Here is a 15,798-nt window from a genome sequence, read left to right as displayed (position 1 = left end):
CCACAGGACGAAGGCTCCATGCCCGAGCACCAGCACCTCCTCGCCACCCTGAGGGAGGACCTCGAGGCCGCCCGGCACCGCGATCCCGCGGCCCGGTCGCTCGCCGAGGTCGCCCTCGGGTACCCGGGGGTGCACGCCGTGTGGGTGTACCGGCTGGCGCACCGGATGTGGCACCAGCCCGGCCTGCAGCTGCCCGCGCGACTGGTCTCCCAGCTCGCGCGGGCAGTCACCGGGATCGAGATCCATCCCGGGGCACGCCTGGGCCGGCGGCTGTTCATCGACCACGGCATGGGCGTCGTCATCGGGGAGACCGCCGAGGTGGGCGACGACGTGGTGCTGTTCCACGGGTCGACCCTCGGCGGCAAGACGATGCGGCACGGCAAGCGGCACCCGACGCTCGGCGACGGGGTCGTCGTCGGGGCGGGCGCCAAGGTGCTGGGTCCGGTGTGGATCGGTCCCGGCGCGCAGATCGGCGCGAACGCGGTCGTGATCCACGACGTCCCCGCGGGGGCGATCGCCGTCGGGGTCCCCGCGACCATCCGCCTGCGCCCGAAGGCGGCGCCGTTCGACGTCGAGATCGACGACCCGGCGATCTACATCTGACGCTCGCCCGCACGAACGCGAAGGACGACTGGGAAGCCCTGCCGGGTCCGACAGTGCGGAGCAAGGAACCCGACCGGACTTCGGCCGGGTTCCTCCGCGTTCCCGAAGTTGTTCTAGTTGTCCTCTAACAACTAGGGTCGGAGTGTGCTGTTCCGCGTCGACCCGTCCTCCGCCGACCCGCTGTTCACGCAGCTGGCCGGGCAGGTGCGCGCCGCCGTCGCGCGCGGGGAGCTGGCCGATGGCGAGCGCCTGCCCGGCGCCCGGGACCTGGCCGCCTCCCTCGACATCAACCTGCACACCGTCCTGCGCGCCTACCAAGAGCTGCGCGACGAGGGTCTGATCGAGCTGCGGCGGGGCCGCGGCGCGGTCGTGACCGCGCCACCGCAGGACAACGCCGAGCTGCACGCCGCCATCGAGACCCTGGTTCGCGTCGCCCGGTCGCTCGGTATCGCACCCCAGACCACGACAGCCCTCGTCAAGGAGGCCCTCCGGTGACCCCCGTTCCGCACCGCACGCTGACCACCGTGCTGACGGCCGTCGTGCCCGCCGCCCTGGTCGCGGGCACGTTCGTCGTCGCCGGCGCCTGGCGGGACGAGCTGCCCGATCCCGTGGCGGTGCACTTCGGGAACGACGGACCCGACGGCTTCGGCTCCGTCGCCGGCCTGCTCTGGCCGCCCGCGATCATCGCGCTGGTCGTGGCGGCCGCGTGCTGGGCGGTCGCGTTCTTCTGGGGTCGTACCGCATACGTCCGCAGGGTCTGCGCCGGGCTGGCCCTCGGGCTCACCGCGTTCCTCTGCACCGTGACCGTCGGGCTGCTCGACCTGCAGCGCGGGCTGGCCGACGCCGCGGACATCAGCAGCATCGGCCTGGTCGCCGCACTCGCGTTCGCCGTGGGCATCGCCGCGGCCGCCCTGGGTGCGTGGCTGACGCCCGGCGACCCGTACGACCCGACGACCGCGCCGCCGCCGCCCTCGGCCGCCGTGCTCGACCTTCGTCCGGACGAGACGGCCAGCTGGGTCACGCATGCGCGCAGCCGCGTGGCGCTGCTCGTCGGCGGCGGCGTGGCGGTGCTGGTCGCGGTCCTCGGGCTGCTCCTCTCCACGCCGTTGGTGCTGGTGCCGGCCCTCGTCGTCGCGGCCGCCGTGCTGGCCAGCACGTGGTTCATCGTCACGGTCGACCGCCGCGGTCTCACCGTGCGCTCGGCCGTCGGCTGGCCGCGGATGGTCGTGCCCCTCGACGAGGTGGTGCGCGCCGACGTCGTCACCGTCCGCCCGTTCCCGGAGTTCGGCGGCTGGGGCTACCGCGTCGGGCGCGGAGGACGCGTCGGCGTGGTGCTGCGCACCGGCGAGGGGCTGCAGGTCGAGCGCACCGGCGGGCGGTCGTTCGTCGTGACCGTCGACGACGCCGGCACCGGAGCGGCGCTGCTCAACACCCTCGCCGCGCGGTCCCGCGTCCCCCAGGCACGCGATACCCGCGGTACCAGGTAGCCTGGCGCGGGCGTCGACGGCGACGCCGGACCGGGAGGACTGACGATGCGGCTGGGCTACCACACGGGCTACTGGTCGGCGGGACCGCCGCCCGGCGCGCAGGAGGCGGTCCTCGGCGCGGAGCAGCTCGGTTTCGACTCGGTGTGGACCGCCGAGGCGTACGGCTCCGACGCCCTGACCCCGCTCGCCTGGTGGGGCTCGCGCACCACCCGCATCCGGCTGGGCACCGCGATCGCCCAGATCTCGGCCCGCACCCCCACGGCCGCCGCGATGGCCGCGCTCACGCTCGACCACCTCTCGGGCGGACGGTTCGTCCTCGGGCTCGGCGCGTCCGGGCCGCAGGTGGTCGAGGGCTGGTACGGCCAGCCGTACCCCCGCCCGCTGGCCCGCACCCGGGAGTACGTGTCGATCGTGCGCCAGGTCCTCGCCCGCGAGGCGCCGGTCACGTTCGACGGGCAGTTCTACCGCCTGCCCCTGGGACCCGACGAGGGCACCGGCCTGGGCAAGGCCCTGCGCTCGACCGTGCACCCGCTGCGCGCCGACCTGCCCATCCACCTCGCCGCCGAGGGCCCCAAGAACATCGCCATGTCGGCCGAGATCGCGGACGGCTGGCTCCCGTTGTTCTACTCGCCGCGGATGGACGCCGAGTACCGGGCGCTGCTGGCCGAGGGCTTCGCGCTGCGAGCCCCCGAGCGCAGCGCGATCGAGGACTTCGAGGTCGTCGCGACGGTCCCCGTGGTGCTGGGCGCCGACGTCGAGAGCGCGGCCGACAGCGTCCGCCCGTTCATCGCCCTCTATGCCGGCGGGATGGGCGCCAAGGGCGCGAACTACCACCGCGCGGTGCTCGACCGGCTCGGGTACACCGAGGCGTGCGACGAGATCCAGGCGCACTACCTGGCCGGGGACCGTGCCCGGGCGACCGCCGCGGTGCCGCTCGAGCTGGTGCGGGACATCGCGCTCGTGGGCACCGTCGACGACCTCCGCGCCCAGCTGCCCGCGTGGGAGGCGACGGCGGTGACGACGATGCTGGTGCAGGCCGACCCGCGGACCCTCCCGGCGATCGCGGAGGCGCTGCGCCCGTCCGCCTGACCCGCTGGTCGAGCCGGACCCTGGGAGCCGACATGGACGACGACTACGCCGAGGCCGTGCTCGACCTCGTGGACGAGATCCCCGCCGGGCGGGCGATGACGTACGGCACGATCGCCGAGGTCGTCGGCGAGCGCCTGGAGGCCCGTGACGGCCGGCGGCGAGGCGGTCCGCGGCAGGTGGGCCAGGTGCTCAGCCGGGCCGGTTCGGGTGTGCCGTGGTGGCGCGTGGTCAACGCCGCGGGGAGCCCGCCGGCCCGGCACCGGACCCGCGCGCTGGACCTGCTGGCCGACGAGGGGACTCCGCTGAGCGCCGACGGCACGCGGGTCGCGCTGCGCACGGCGATCTGGTTCCCGGAGACCTGACCCGCCCCGCGTGTCCTCGCGCTCTGCCCCGCACCGCCCGACTTAACCTGGCCGCACGGGTGGTCCGCCGCCCGCGATCGAGGCACCGACCGGGGGATCCATGACCATCACCGCCCAGCGCTCCGCGCCCGCGGTGGTCCTCGCGGAACCCCCTGCGCCGGTCCGGCTGGTGCAGCCCGCAGCCCGGATGCCCCACCTGCGCGGGCTCGACGGGATCCGGGCCCTGGCGGTCGCGGGCGTCGTCGTCTACCACCTCGGGGCGCCGTGGATGCGCGGCGGGTTCCTCGGCGTCGACGTGTTCTTCGTCCTGTCGGGCTACCTCATCACGACGCTCGTGCTCGACGAGGTCGAGGGCACCGGGCGCTTCTCGTTCCGGCGCTTCTACGCGCGCCGCGCCCGACGCCTGCTCCCGGCGCTCGGCCTGCTGCTGCTCGCGATGGCCGGCGTCGCGGTCGCCATGCCGAGCGAGGCGGCCGAGCTGCGCGGGGACATCGCCGCCGCGGCGGGGTACGTGTCGAACTGGTGGCAGGTGCTGGCCGAGCGCTCCTACTTCGAGATGGTGAGCAGGCCGCCGCTGCTGCAGCACCTGTGGTCGCTCGCGATCGAGGAGCAGTTCTACCTGGTGTTCCCGCTGGTGGTCCTGCTGGCGCTGCGCGCCGGGCGCGCCCGCGTCGGGCAGGTGGCGGCCGTGCTGGCGCTGGTGTCCACGGTGACGATGGCGGTCCTGGCCATCCGCGGATCGGCGCCTGTACCGAACGACCCGAGCCGCGTGTACTTCGGCACGGACACGCACTCGATGGGCCTGCTGGTGGGTGCGGCCATGGCCACGGTCTGGATGCCGTGGCGCACCTGGCAGCGGTCGGGACCGTGGTGGCGTGAGCGCGGCAGCTCCGTCCGGCGGTTCGAGGCCGGGGTGACCGACGTGCTCGGCGTCCTGGCCCTGCTCGGCGTCCTCGCCGCCTTCGTCTGGGTCGACGAGTTCAGCGCGGCGCTGTACCGCGGCGGCTTCCTCGCCTTCTCGTTGCTGGCCGCCGTGCTCGTCGCGGCGGTCGCCGACCCGGCCGGCATCCTCGGCCGCGCCCTCGGCCTGCAGCCGCTGCGCTGGCTCGGCGAGCGCTCGTACGGGATCTACCTCTGGCACTGGCCCGTGCTCATGCTCACCCGTCCGGGCGTCGACCTCGAGGCCTCGCCGTGGCTCGCGACGCCCCTGCGACTCGCTGCGGTGCTCGGCATCGCGGAGCTGTCGTACCGCTGCGTCGAGCTCCCCGTGCGCAACGGGTCGCTGGGTCGCGTGCTCGCCGGCGTCCGCCGACCGGGCGGTGACGGGCCGCGGACGCTCCTGCGGGTGGTCGCGGCCGCGGTCGGGCTGCTCATCGTCGGCGGGGCCGCGACCGCCGCCCTCGCCCAGGTCCCCGGCGCGACGACCGACGCCGCCGCGTGGCGACCGGGCGCCCAGCCGACCATGACGTCGTTGCGACCGTCACCGACCCACACGACGACCTCCGCACCGACGCCGACGGTCACCAGCACCCCCACGCCCACCCCGACGGTCGCGGTCGTCCCGCCGCCACCGCCGCCCGAGGAGATCGGCGGTGCCTCCGCGTTCGGCGACTCGGTGATGCTCGGCGCCGCCGCCGAGCTCGCCGCCCGCGGCATCGCGGTCGACGCGGTGGAGTCCCGCCAGTTCGGCACCATGGTGGATCAGGTCCGCGCCGTGGCCGCGGCCGGCACGCTCGGCCACACCGTCATCGTGCACGGCGGGACCAACGGTCCCATCGACGAGGCCACGCTCCGGGCGTTCCTCGACCTGACCAAGGACCGCCGGGTCTACCTGGTGAACGTGCACGTCCCGCGGACGTGGGCGGGCTACGACAACGACCTGTTCGCCCGGGTGGTCCCCGAGTACCCGAACGCGCACGTGCTCGACTGGAACACCCTGGCGGGTGGGCACCGCGACTGGCTGTACGGCGACGACATCCACCTGCGGACCGGCGGCGGGCGCGACGGCTACGCCGACTGGCTGGCGGCCTCGATCCAGCCCTGAGTCAGGCGCGCCGCAGCAGCACGACTGCACGGTCGTCGTCGTCGCCCGCCCGCACGCCTGCCAGCACCGCTGCCGCGGTGCCGCGGCCGGACGCGAGCACCCGGTCGGCCGCGCCCATCAGCCGGTCGATCCCCTGGTCGAGGTCACCGCCGCGCTTCTCGATGAGGCCGTCGGTGTAGAGCAGGAGCACGTCGCCGTGGTCGAGGCGGCCGGCGCGGGCCTGCCACCGGACCCCGGCGACCACCCCGAGCGCCGGGCTGCCCACCGTGTCGAGCAGCTCGAGGCGACCCGATCCCGCGTGCAGCTGCACCGCCGGCGGGTGTCCGGCGGACGACACCCAGAAGTCGCCCGTGGTCAGGTCGGCCGCGACGTGGATCGCCGTGGCGAACCCCTCGTCCCACGCCTGGTCGATCAGGTACTGGTTGGCCGCCGCCAGGAACTCGTCGCGCGGCATCGCGCCGAGCAGGCCGCCGAACGCGCCGGACAGCTGCAGCGAGCGCACGCCGGCGTCCAGGCCCTTGCCCGACACGTCGACCAGCACGATCTCGAGCGCGGTGCCACCGGACCGGGCCCCCGCGACCATGAAGTCGCCGGAGAAGCCGTCGGCGTGGGCGGACCGGATCTCGCTGTCGACGCTCCACCCCTCCGGCAGCGGCGGGACGCGCCCGTGGGCGGCGAGCCGGTCGCGCAGGTCGACCAGCATGAGGTCGCCGGGAGCGCCCTGCAGCCCGAGCCGTTCCCGCTCGCGCGCGAACGCCACGATCGCGACCACCGACGCCGTGATGACGACGAGGATGCCGGGGATCATGGTCGGCGCACCCCACCACCACAGGCCCCAGGCGCAGCCCAGGACGACGACGCCGAGCACCACCAGGGTGCGGAGCCGGAGCAGGAACGCCGCGACGACCTCGAGCAGCAGGAAGGTCGACGGCGGCACCCACTCGGGCAGCTGCGCGACCCCGACGGTCACGAGCCCGGCGCACAGCACCAGCACGGCCGTCAGGCTCGCCTGCGACCGCCCGCTCCACCGGCGCAGCGCGAGCGTGGCGCGCGTGAAGCGCCCCTGCTCCGGTGCCCGTCGTCTCCCCCACACCCGGCGAGCGTATCCGCAGGTCGCACGCCCGCCATGCGTCGTCCGCGCCGGAAATGGGGGTGCCACCGCGACCTCCGATGGCGCACGATGGCTGGCATGAGCCCCCTCCCCGCCGGATACCGCCTCGTCGACGTCCCTGAGAGCCGCAAGGGCGAGTTCCTCGAGGTCGACCAGCTCGCGTTCGGGTTCCACCCGACGCCCGAGACGGACGCACTCGTGCCGATCACCTTCGCCTGGGATCGCGCGCAGGCGGTGGAGGACCCGGACGGCCGCCTCGCGGCGGTCCACGCCTCGTACGAGCACGCCCTGCCGGTGCCGGGCGACACGATCGCGTGCTCGGGCCTGACGTGGGTGGGCGCGCGGCCCGACCAGCGCCGCCGGGGCCTGCTCACGGCCATGATCGAGTCGCACTTCGCCCGCTCGCTCGCGCGCGCGGAACCCGTCTCTGCGCTGTTCGCGGCCGAGCACGCGATCTACGGCCGGTACGGCTACGGCTCGGCCGCCGACGACGTCCGCGTGAAGATCGCCCGCGGCGCCGCGTTGCGGGACGTGGCCGGCAGGGACGGGCTGACCGTCAGGCTCGCGACGGCCGACGTCGCGGTGCACAGCACGGTCGTCGACGAGATCCACCGGGCAGGCGGCGCCGGCCGACCGGGCTGGACGACGCGCGACAGCGACGCGTGGCGCACGCGCGCCGTGGTCGACCCGCCGGAGTGGCGGGACGGCGGCGAGCCGCTGCGCATCGTCACCGTGCACGACGCGGCCGGGGCGGTGCGCGCGTACGCGCTGTTCCGACGCAAGGAGAACTGGGCGGAGGGCGGCTCGGCCGGCATGGTCAAGGTCCGTGAGGCCGTGGCGCTCGACCCCGCGGCCACGCACACCCTCTGGGCGTTCCTGCTCGATCTCGACCTCACCGCCACCGTCGAGGGTCCGATGCTCCCCGTCGACGATGCGCTCCTGCACCTGCTGGTGGACCCCCGCGCCATCGTGCCCAAGGTGAACGACAACCTGTGGATCCGCCTGCTCGACCTGCCGGTCGCCCTGGCCGGCCGACGGTACGCGGCGCCGGTCGACGTGGTCCTCGAGGTGACCGACGCGCGGCTGCCCGCGAACGCCGGTCGCTGGCGGCTGGTCACGGGTGAGGCGGAGGCGGACGGGACGTTCGCCGCGACCGTCGTCCGCACGCACGAGGCCGCCGACCTGCGGCTCGACGTCCGCGAGCTCGGGGCCGCCTACCTGGGCGGTCGGTCGCTCGCGGCACAGGCCCGGGCCGGTCTGGCGGTCGAGGAGACGCCCGGCGCGCTGCAGTCCGCCGCGGCGGCGTTCCTGTGGCCCGTCGCGCCCTTCTGCTCGTACGTCTGGTAGTCAGCGACCGGCTTCGTAGTCCGCGAGCAGGTCGATCCGGCGCTGGTGGCGCGGGTCGTGGCTGAACGGCTCGGCCACGAACGCGTCCACCAGCGCGAGCGCCTCGTCCAGGGAGTGCTGGCGCGCCCCGATCGCGACGACGTTCGCGTCGTTGTGCTGCCGGCCGAGCTGGGCGGTGGTCAGGTTCCACGCGAGGGCCGCGCGCACGCCGGCGACCTTGTTGGCGGCGATCTGCTCGCCGTTGCCCGACCCGCCGATGACGACGCCGAGCGAGCCGGGGTCCGCGACGACGGCCTCGCCGGCGGCGAAGCAGAACGGCGGGTAGTCGTCCTGGGCGTCGTAGGTGTGGGCGCCGTGGTCGACGACGTCGTGGCCGGCGGCGCCGAGGTGCTCGACGAGCGCCACCTTCAGCTCGTAGCCGGCGTGGTCGGAGGCGACGTGGATGCGCATGGGCCCATCCTGCCGGACTGGTCGGCGTGCGGCCGTCCGCCCTCGGCATAAGAGACGACCTCGTCCCTGCCCCCGAACCTAGGCTGTCGCCCATGACGCGCAGTGGCATCGACCTCACCGCCCTCGACCCCTCGGTCCGTCCCCAGGACGACCTCTACGCCCACGTGAACGGCCGGTGGCTCGCCTCGCACGAGATCCCGGCCGACCGCGCGATGGACGGCTCGTTCCGCGCCCTGCACGACCAGGCGGAGGAGCAGGTGCGCGACATCATCGCCGACGCCGGTGCCGCCGCCGCCGAAGGTCGGTCGACCGATCCCGTCGAGGCCAAGGTCGGTGCGGTCTACGCGTCGTTCATGGACACCGACGCCATCGCCGCCGCCGGCACGGCTCCCCTGCGCACCGACCTTGCGCTGCTGGAGTCCGCGGCGACGCAGGCCGAGCTGACCGGGGCGCTGGGCGCCCTGCAGCGCACCGGCGCCGGTGGCGTCGTCGGGTTCTACGTGGACAACGACGCCAAGGAGCCCACCCGGTACGTCGTGCACCTCGTGCAGGGCGGTCTGGGGCTGCCGGACGAGGCCTACTACCGCGACGAGCAGTACGCCGAGGTGCTCGCGGCCTACCGCCCGCACGTCGCGCGCATGCTGCGCCTCGGGGGGGCCGCCGCGGACGACGCAGCCGCCGACGACCTCGCGGGCCGCGTCGTCGCGCTGGAGACCAAGCTCGCCGCCGGCCACTGGGACGTGGTCAAGGACCGCGACGCCGACCTCACCTACAACGCGCTGAGCCTGACCGAGCTCGCGGCGCGCGCGCCGGGCTTCGACTGGAACTCGTGGGTCCTCGCGCTGGGGGCGCCGGCGGGGTCGTTCGACCAGCTGGTGGTGCGCGAGCCGTCGTTCGCCGAGGCGTTCGCGGTGCTGTGGGCCAGCGAGCCGCTGGCCGACTGGCAGGCGTGGGCTGCCTACCACGTCATCTCCGACCGGGCGCCGTACCTCAGCGACGAGCTGGTGGAGGCGAACTTCGACTTCTACGGCCGGACGCTGACCGGCGCGCAGGAGCTGCGTGACCGGTGGAAGCGCGGCGTCTCCCTGGTGCAGGGCGTGCTCGGTGAGGCCGTCGGCAAGGTCTACGTCGAGCGGCACTTCCCGCCCGCGCACAAGGAGCGCATGGAAGGGCTCGTGGCCAATCTCGTGGCCGCCTACCGCGAGTCGATCTCGCAGCTGGACTGGATGGGCGAGGAGACGCGCTCCAAGGCCCTGGCCAAGCTCGAGGCGTTCACGCCGAAGATCGGCTACCCGGCCCGCTGGCGCGACTACGGCACGCTCGAGGTCACGGCCGACGACCTGCTGGGCAACGTCCGCCGCGCCAACGCGTTCGAGCAGGACCGCGAGCTGGGCAAGATCGGCAAGCCCATCGACCGCGACGAGTGGTTCATGACGCCGCAGACCGTCAACGCGTACTACAACCCCGGCATGAACGAGATCGTGTTCCCCGCCGCGATCCTCCAGCCGCCGTTCTTCGACGCCGAGGCCGACGACGCCGCCAACTACGGCGGCATCGGGGCGGTCATCGGGCACGAGATCGGCCACGGGTTCGACGACCAGGGGTCGAAGTACGACGGCGACGGACGGCTCGAGGACTGGTGGACGGCCGCGGACCGCGCCGAGTTCGAGACCCGGACCAAGGCGCTCATCGACCAGTACTCGGAGTTCTCCCCCGTGCAGCTGGGCGGGTCGCACCACGTCAACGGCGAGCTGACCATCGGCGAGAACATCGGCGACCTCGGCGGGCTGTCGATCGCGCTGCAGGCGTACCGGATCGCGCTGGGCCGGCCCCTGGACGAGGCCCCCGTGATCGACGGGCTGACCGGCGTGCAGCGCGTGCTGCTCGGCTGGGCGCAGGTGTGGCAGGCGAAGGGCCGCGACGAGGAGATCATCCGCCGCCTCGCCATGGACCCGCACTCGCCCAACGAGTTCCGCTGCAACGGCGTCGTGCGCAACGTCGACGAGTTCTACGCGGCGTACGACGTGCAGCCCGGCGACGCGCTGTACCTCCCGCCGCAGGAGCGCGTGCGGATCTGGTGATCAGCTGAGCAGGGCGCCCTGGTCCGGGCGGGCCGCCGCTACGCCGGCAGCTCGGACCAGGAGGCCCTCGCGAGCTTGAAGCCGACGCCCGACCCATCCACGCACTGCACGCCGTCGGTCCCGCTGCTGCAGGTGTACGCGCCCACGCTCGTCGCCTGCCCGTACTCGAGCACCGGCACGTCGTCACCGGCGACCGCCGGCGGGGGGCCGCTCACGCAGTCGAACGCGACTCCGTCGCTGTTGAGCACCAGCACGTGCCCGGTGACCTCGGCGCAGCCCGCGACGACGGGCGGCGCGTACGTGTAGCTGGCGATGGTGCAGGTCACGCCGTCGACCGACATCAGGCACTGGATGTTGCCGCTGGGCAGCGCGAACGCGACCGGCTCCGTGGAGGTGGAGGACGAGCTGGCCGACGGGCCCGCCGACGCTGTCGCGGCCGGCGTCTGACCGGCAGAGTCGCCGCCGCCGTCGCCGTCGTTGTTCATGAACATGAGCAGCAGCACCACGGCGAGCACGACGAGCACCACGTCGACGATGACGAAGAGCCGGACGTTGCGCGCCGAGGTCATACCGCTCCGATCCTCCCCGTGGGGACGCCGGCCCGCCCGGTGCTCGGGCGGGCTCGGCGACCAGGATCACACGGGACGAACCGGACGGGCCAATCGTCCTGGTCAGGCGATCAGAAGGACGGGCCGGCGGTCCGGGTGCGCTTGAGCTCGTAGAAGCCGGGCACGGTGGTCATGAGCGCGAGGCCGTCGAACAGCCGTCCCGCGTCCTCGCCCTTCGGAGCCGGGGTGATGACCGGGCCGAAGAAGCCGACCCCGTCGATGGCGACCACCGGCGTGCCCACCTCCTCGCCGACGAGCCCGATGCCCTCGCCGTGCGACTCGCGCAGCAGCACGTCGACCTCGTCCGTCCCGGCGACGTCGGCCAGCTCGGCCGGCAGACCGACCTCGGCGAGGGACTCGGCGATGATCGCGGCGGTGTCCTTGCGTCCGCCCGGGTGGCGGCGCGTGCCCATGGCGTCGTAGAGCGGCTTGATGACCTGCTCGCCGTGGTCGCGGGCGGCGGCGACGATGACGCGGACCGGGCCCCAGCCCTCGTCCAGCATGTCGCGGTACTGCTGCGGCAGGTCGTCCCGCTTCTCGTTGAGGACCGACAGGCTCATCACGTGCCAGCGAACGTCGACGTCCCGGATGGCGCTGACCTCGTCCATCCAGCGGGAGGTCATCCACGCCCACGGGCAGGCGGGGTCGAACCAGAAGTCGACGACGGGGCGGGTGGTGGGCGTGCTCGTCACAAGGTCCTCCGAAGGTGTGGGTGCCTCGCGCAACCATCGGGGAACGTCCCTGTATTCCCCTGGTGGTCAGAGGTTGGCGAGCACGTGCAGGGCCGCGGCCCGGCCCGGGATGCCGCTGACACCGCCGCCGCGCCGGGCACCGGCTCCCGCGAGCAGGACACGAGCGTCCGACGTGCCGACGCCCCACGTCCCGACCTCGTCGTCCGTCTCCGCCCACGGCCAGGACAGGTCGCGGTGGAAGATGTGGCCGGCGGGCAGGCCCACGTCCGCCTCGAGGTCGACCGGGCTGCGCACCTCGAGGCAGGGGTCGCCGTGCTCGTCGAGCGCGAGGCAGTCCCTCAGCGGCTCGGCCAGCACGCTGTCGATCGAGCGGAGCGTCGCCGCGAGCGCCGCGCTGCGGGCGCCCTCGGGGTCCGCGACGAAGAGCCGGGCGGGCATGTGCAGCCCGAAGGCGGTGAGCGTCTGGTGGCCGGACGCGCGCAGCCCGGGGCCGAGGATGGAGTCGTCGGTGAGCGAGTGGCAGTACGTCTCCACGGGGGGCGTCTGCGGGATCCGTCCGGCGGCCGCCTCGCGGTAGGCGGTCTCCAGCTCGGTCGCGGACTCGTGCACGTGGAAGGTCCCGGCGAAGGCGACGCGAGGGTCGACGCCGGAACGCAGGCGCGGCAGGCGCGTGAGGAGCATGTTCAGCTTGAGCTGGGCGCCTTCGGGCGCCGGGCCGGACGGCGCACGCCCGAGCAGCCGGTCGAGGACCGCCGGCGCGCAGGCCGCGAGGACGTGCCGGGCGCCGACCCTGCGCTCGGTGCCGTCCTCGCCGTCCGTCCACACGACCTCGGCCGGCGCCGACGCGCTCCCCGGCTCGATCGCGACGACCTCGGCCGACGTGCGCACCTCGGCCCCGGCCGCCCGGGCCGCGGACTCCAGCGCGCCGCTCACCGCGCCCATCCCCCCGACCGGCACGTCCCAGTCCCCGGTCCCGCCGCCGATCACGTGGTAGAGGAAGCAGCGGTTCGCGCGCCCGTCGGGGTCGTGGGTGCGGGCGAAGGTGCCGATCAGCGCGTCGGTGAGCACGACGCCACGCACGAGGTCGGTGCCGAACGTCGCGTCGACCACCTCGCCGATCGGCCGCTCGACGAGGTCGCGCCAGTCGTCCGGCCCCAGCAGCCGCCGGGCGTCCTCCGTCGACAGCAGCGGCTCGGTCATCGTCGGCCAGAGGCGTTCCGCGAGCGCCGCGGTGCGCGCGCCGAACGCGCGGAAGGCGGCGAGATCGCCGGCCGCGCCGACGTCGGCGAACGACGCGGCCGTCGCAGCGTCGTCGGCGGTGTCCACCAGGAGGCCGCGGTCCCCCGACGGCGTGTACGACGCAATGCGGCGGCGGCGCAGGTCGAGCCGCAGGCCCAGCTCGTCGCGCACCTGCCGCGGCATCAGCGAGACCAGGTACGAGTACCGCGAGACGCGGGCGTCCACGCCGGGGAACACCCGCGCCGACTGCGTCGCGCCGCCCACGTGGTCGGCGCGCTCGAGCAGCAGCACGGACCGCCCGGCACGGGCCAGGTAGGCCGCGGCGGTCAGCCCGTTGTGGCCCCCGCCGACGATGACGGCGTCGTACGTCGCGTGCACGCGTCGACCCTAGGCCCGCACGGCAGGAGATCGACCGCCCGCAGGTGCGATGATCGACCCGGCCAAGAGCCAGCCCATCGCCTCCCAAGGAGTACCTGCGTGCCTGGAGAGAACCTCACCCGTGCCGAGGCGCGCGAGCGCGCCGCCGTCGTCCGTTCCGAGTCGTACGAGGTCACCCTCGACCTGACGACGGGGCCGACGACCTTCGCCTCCCGCACGGTGGTGCGGTTCGCGGCGGACCCGGGCGCGAGCACCTTCATCGACCTCATCGCGCCGACCGTGCACGAGGTGGTGCTCAACGGCCGGTCGCTGGACGTCGCCGACGTGGTCGCGGACTCCCGGATCCGGCTCGACGACCTCGCCGCGACCAACGAGCTCCTGGTCGTCGCCGACGCCGCCTACATGAACACCGGCGAGGGGCTGCACCGTTTCGTCGACCCGGTGGACGACGAGGTCTACCTGTACTCCCAGTTCGAGGTCGCCGACTCCCGGCGCGTGTTCGCGGTGTTCGAGCAGCCCGACCTCAAGGCGAACTTCACGTTCACCGTGACCGCCCCGGCGCACTGGACGGTCGTCTCCAACTACCCGCAGGTCGGCATGCCCGTGGTGGTCGAGGACGGCGTCAACCGCAACGGCGGCGTGGACAAGGGCACCGCGACCTGGACGTTCGAGACCACGCCGCGGATCGCCTCGTACATCACCGCGATCATCGCCGGGCCGTACCACGCGGAGCACCGCGAGCTCTCGAGCCAGGACGGCCGCACCATCCCGCTCGGCGTCTACTGCCGTGGGTCGCTGGCGGAGCACCTCGACACTGACAACATCGTCGACATCACCCGCGCGGGCTTCGACTTCTACGAGCGTGCCTTCGGGGTCCCGTACCCGTTCGCCAAGTACGACCAGCTCTTCGTGCCGGAGTTCAACGCGGGGGCCATGGAGAACGCCGGCGCGGTGACGTTCCTCGAGTCCTACGTGTTCCGGTCCAAGGTCCCCGAGGCCACCATCGAGCGCCGTGCGGTGACGATCCTGCACGAGCTCGCGCACATGTGGTTCGGCGACCTGGTGACCATGCGCTGGTGGGACGACCTGTGGCTGAACGAGTCGTTCGCCGAGTACATGTCGACGCTCGCGACCGCGGAGGCCACGCGCTGGACCAGCGCGTGGACCACGTTCTCGTCGCTGGAGAAGAACTGGGCCTACCGCCAGGACCAGCTGCCATCGACGCACCCGATCGTCGCCGACATGCGCGACCTCGAGGACGTCGAGGTCAACTTCGACGGCATCACGTACGCCAAGGGCGCGAGCGTGCTCAAGCAGCTGGTGTCGTGGGTGGGTCAGGACGAGTTCTTCGCGGGCGTGCGCGCCTACTTCGCCAAGCACGCGTGGGGCAACACCGAGCTGCGCGACTTCCTCACGGAGCTCGAGGCCACCAGCGGCCGCGACCTCTCCGCGTGGTCGGGCCTCTGGCTGGAGAGGGCCGGCGTGACCCTGCTGCGCCCGTCGCTCGAGGTCGACGACGCCGACGTCATCACGTCGTTCGCGGTCCTGCAGGAGGTGCCCGCCGAGTACCCCGTCCAGCGCCCGCACCGCCTCGCGATCGGCGGCTACGACCCCGACCCGACCACGGGCCGGCTGGCCCGCACGGTGCACGTCGAGCTCGACATCGACGGCCCGCGCACCGAGGTGCCCGCGCTGGTCGGCGTGCCGCGCCCGGCGCTCCTGCTGGTCAACGACGACGACCTCGCGTACGCCAAGGTCCGGCTCGACGACCGGTCGCTTGCCGCGTCGATCGACCTGCTGGGCTCGTTCGACGACTCCCTGCCCCGCACGCTGGTGTGGACGGCCGCCTGGGACGCGACGCGGGACGGCGAGACGCCCGCGCGCGACTTCGTCGACCTGGTGCTGAACAACATCGCGCACGAGACCGACTCCTCGGTGGTGCTGGTGCTCCTGCGCCAGCTGACCACCGCGCTCGACCTGTACGTGGCCCCCGAGCACCGCTCGGCCACCGAGGTCGCCGCGGCCGACCGCCTGCTCGAGCTCGCGCGCGCCGCCGAGGCCGGCTCGGACACGCAGCTGCAGCTGGTGAAGGCCTTCGCCGGGCGCGCCGCGACCACCGGTCAGCTCGACGCCGTCCGCGACCTGCTGGACGGGAAGGCCACCCTCGACGGCCTGTCGATCGACACCGACCTGCGCTGGGAGCTGCTCACGTCGCTCGTCGCGGGCGGCCGCGCAGCCGAGGCCGACATCGCCGCCCAGCTGGCCGACGACGCGACGGCCACCGGTCAGCGCGCCGCGGCCGCCGCC

Annotated in this window: 14 protein-coding genes; 9 read left to right on the top strand and 5 right to left on the bottom strand. The window is 73.9% G+C overall.

Annotation, left to right across the window (positions count from 1 at the left end; all coding sequences use genetic code 11):
- The first annotated feature begins 18 nt into the window (after positions 1 to 18).
- The 6 genes from epsC (at position 19) to AC1DYZ_RS16870 (ending at position 5,585) form a co-directional block, all read left to right on the top strand.
- Positions 19 to 603 (top strand): serine O-acetyltransferase EpsC, encoded by a 585-nt coding sequence (gene epsC / locus AC1DYZ_RS16895; RefSeq protein ID WP_477066299.1) that lies wholly within the window; start codon positions 19 to 21, stop codon positions 601 to 603.
- A gap of 144 nt (positions 604 to 747) precedes the next feature.
- Positions 748 to 1,098, top strand: a complete 351-nt coding sequence (locus AC1DYZ_RS16890; protein WP_477066298.1) for a GntR family transcriptional regulator — start codon at positions 748 to 750, stop codon at positions 1,096 to 1,098.
- Entirely contained in the window at positions 1,095 to 2,090 is a 996-nt protein-coding gene (locus tag AC1DYZ_RS16885; protein ID WP_477066297.1) for a DUF1648 domain-containing protein, read from the top strand. The genes AC1DYZ_RS16890 and AC1DYZ_RS16885 overlap by 4 nt, the downstream gene beginning before the upstream one ends.
- Positions 2,091 to 2,135: 45 nt before the next feature.
- Complete coding sequence (locus AC1DYZ_RS16880; RefSeq protein WP_477066296.1) at positions 2,136 to 3,179, top strand: LLM class F420-dependent oxidoreductase; 1,044 nt, start codon at positions 2,136 to 2,138, stop codon at positions 3,177 to 3,179.
- Between the two features lie 32 nt (positions 3,180 to 3,211).
- A complete protein-coding gene (locus AC1DYZ_RS16875; protein ID WP_477066295.1) occupies positions 3,212 to 3,541 on the top strand; it encodes an MGMT family protein in 330 nt (109 codons plus the stop codon).
- Between the two features lie 100 nt (positions 3,542 to 3,641).
- A complete protein-coding gene (locus AC1DYZ_RS16870; protein WP_477066294.1) occupies positions 3,642 to 5,585 on the top strand; it encodes an acyltransferase family protein in 1,944 nt (647 codons plus the stop codon).
- A gap of 1 nt (position 5,586) precedes the next feature.
- Here AC1DYZ_RS16870 and AC1DYZ_RS16865 read toward each other — a convergent pair whose 3' ends face one another.
- Entirely contained in the window at positions 5,587 to 6,678 is a 1,092-nt protein-coding gene (locus AC1DYZ_RS16865) for a PP2C family protein-serine/threonine phosphatase (RefSeq protein ID WP_477066293.1), read from the bottom strand.
- Between the two features lie 96 nt (positions 6,679 to 6,774).
- On the opposite strand from AC1DYZ_RS16865, the gene AC1DYZ_RS16860 reads away from it, so the two are divergent.
- On the top strand, positions 6,775 to 8,043 hold the full coding sequence (locus AC1DYZ_RS16860) for a GNAT family N-acetyltransferase (protein ID WP_477066292.1): 1,269 nt from the start codon (positions 6,775 to 6,777) through the stop codon (positions 8,041 to 8,043).
- Here AC1DYZ_RS16860 and AC1DYZ_RS16855 read toward each other — a convergent pair whose 3' ends face one another.
- Positions 8,044 to 8,493, bottom strand: a complete 450-nt coding sequence (locus AC1DYZ_RS16855; protein WP_456825618.1) for a ribose-5-phosphate isomerase — start codon at positions 8,491 to 8,493, stop codon at positions 8,044 to 8,046.
- Positions 8,494 to 8,585: 92 nt separating this feature from the next.
- On the opposite strand from AC1DYZ_RS16855, the gene AC1DYZ_RS16850 reads away from it, so the two are divergent.
- On the top strand, positions 8,586 to 10,574 hold the full coding sequence (locus tag AC1DYZ_RS16850) for a M13 family metallopeptidase (RefSeq protein ID WP_477066291.1): 1,989 nt from the start codon (positions 8,586 to 8,588) through the stop codon (positions 10,572 to 10,574).
- A 38-nt stretch (positions 10,575 to 10,612) separates the two neighbouring features.
- Here AC1DYZ_RS16850 and AC1DYZ_RS16845 read toward each other — a convergent pair whose 3' ends face one another.
- From AC1DYZ_RS16845 to AC1DYZ_RS16835, 3 genes are all read right to left on the bottom strand, one after another.
- Complete coding sequence (locus AC1DYZ_RS16845; RefSeq protein WP_477066290.1) at positions 10,613 to 11,143, bottom strand: hypothetical protein; 531 nt, start codon at positions 11,141 to 11,143, stop codon at positions 10,613 to 10,615.
- Between the two features lie 110 nt (positions 11,144 to 11,253).
- A complete protein-coding gene (locus AC1DYZ_RS16840) occupies positions 11,254 to 11,874 on the bottom strand; it encodes a mycothiol-dependent nitroreductase Rv2466c family protein (protein ID WP_477066289.1) in 621 nt (206 codons plus the stop codon).
- A 66-nt stretch (positions 11,875 to 11,940) separates the two neighbouring features.
- Positions 11,941 to 13,491 (bottom strand): phytoene desaturase family protein, encoded by a 1,551-nt coding sequence (locus tag AC1DYZ_RS16835; RefSeq protein ID WP_477066288.1) that lies wholly within the window; start codon positions 13,489 to 13,491, stop codon positions 11,941 to 11,943.
- 99 nt (positions 13,492 to 13,590) lie between these two features.
- Between AC1DYZ_RS16835 and pepN the strand changes: the two genes are divergently transcribed.
- Positions 13,591 to 15,798: aminopeptidase N (gene pepN / locus AC1DYZ_RS16830; protein ID WP_477066287.1), on the top strand; the 2,208-nt coding region annotated here is incomplete at its 3' end.

This window comes from Cellulomonas sp. P1_C4, from assembly GCF_056406355.1.
Note: the sequence above shows the minus strand (reverse complement) of the source record. Positions and strands in the feature narration are given on the sequence as shown.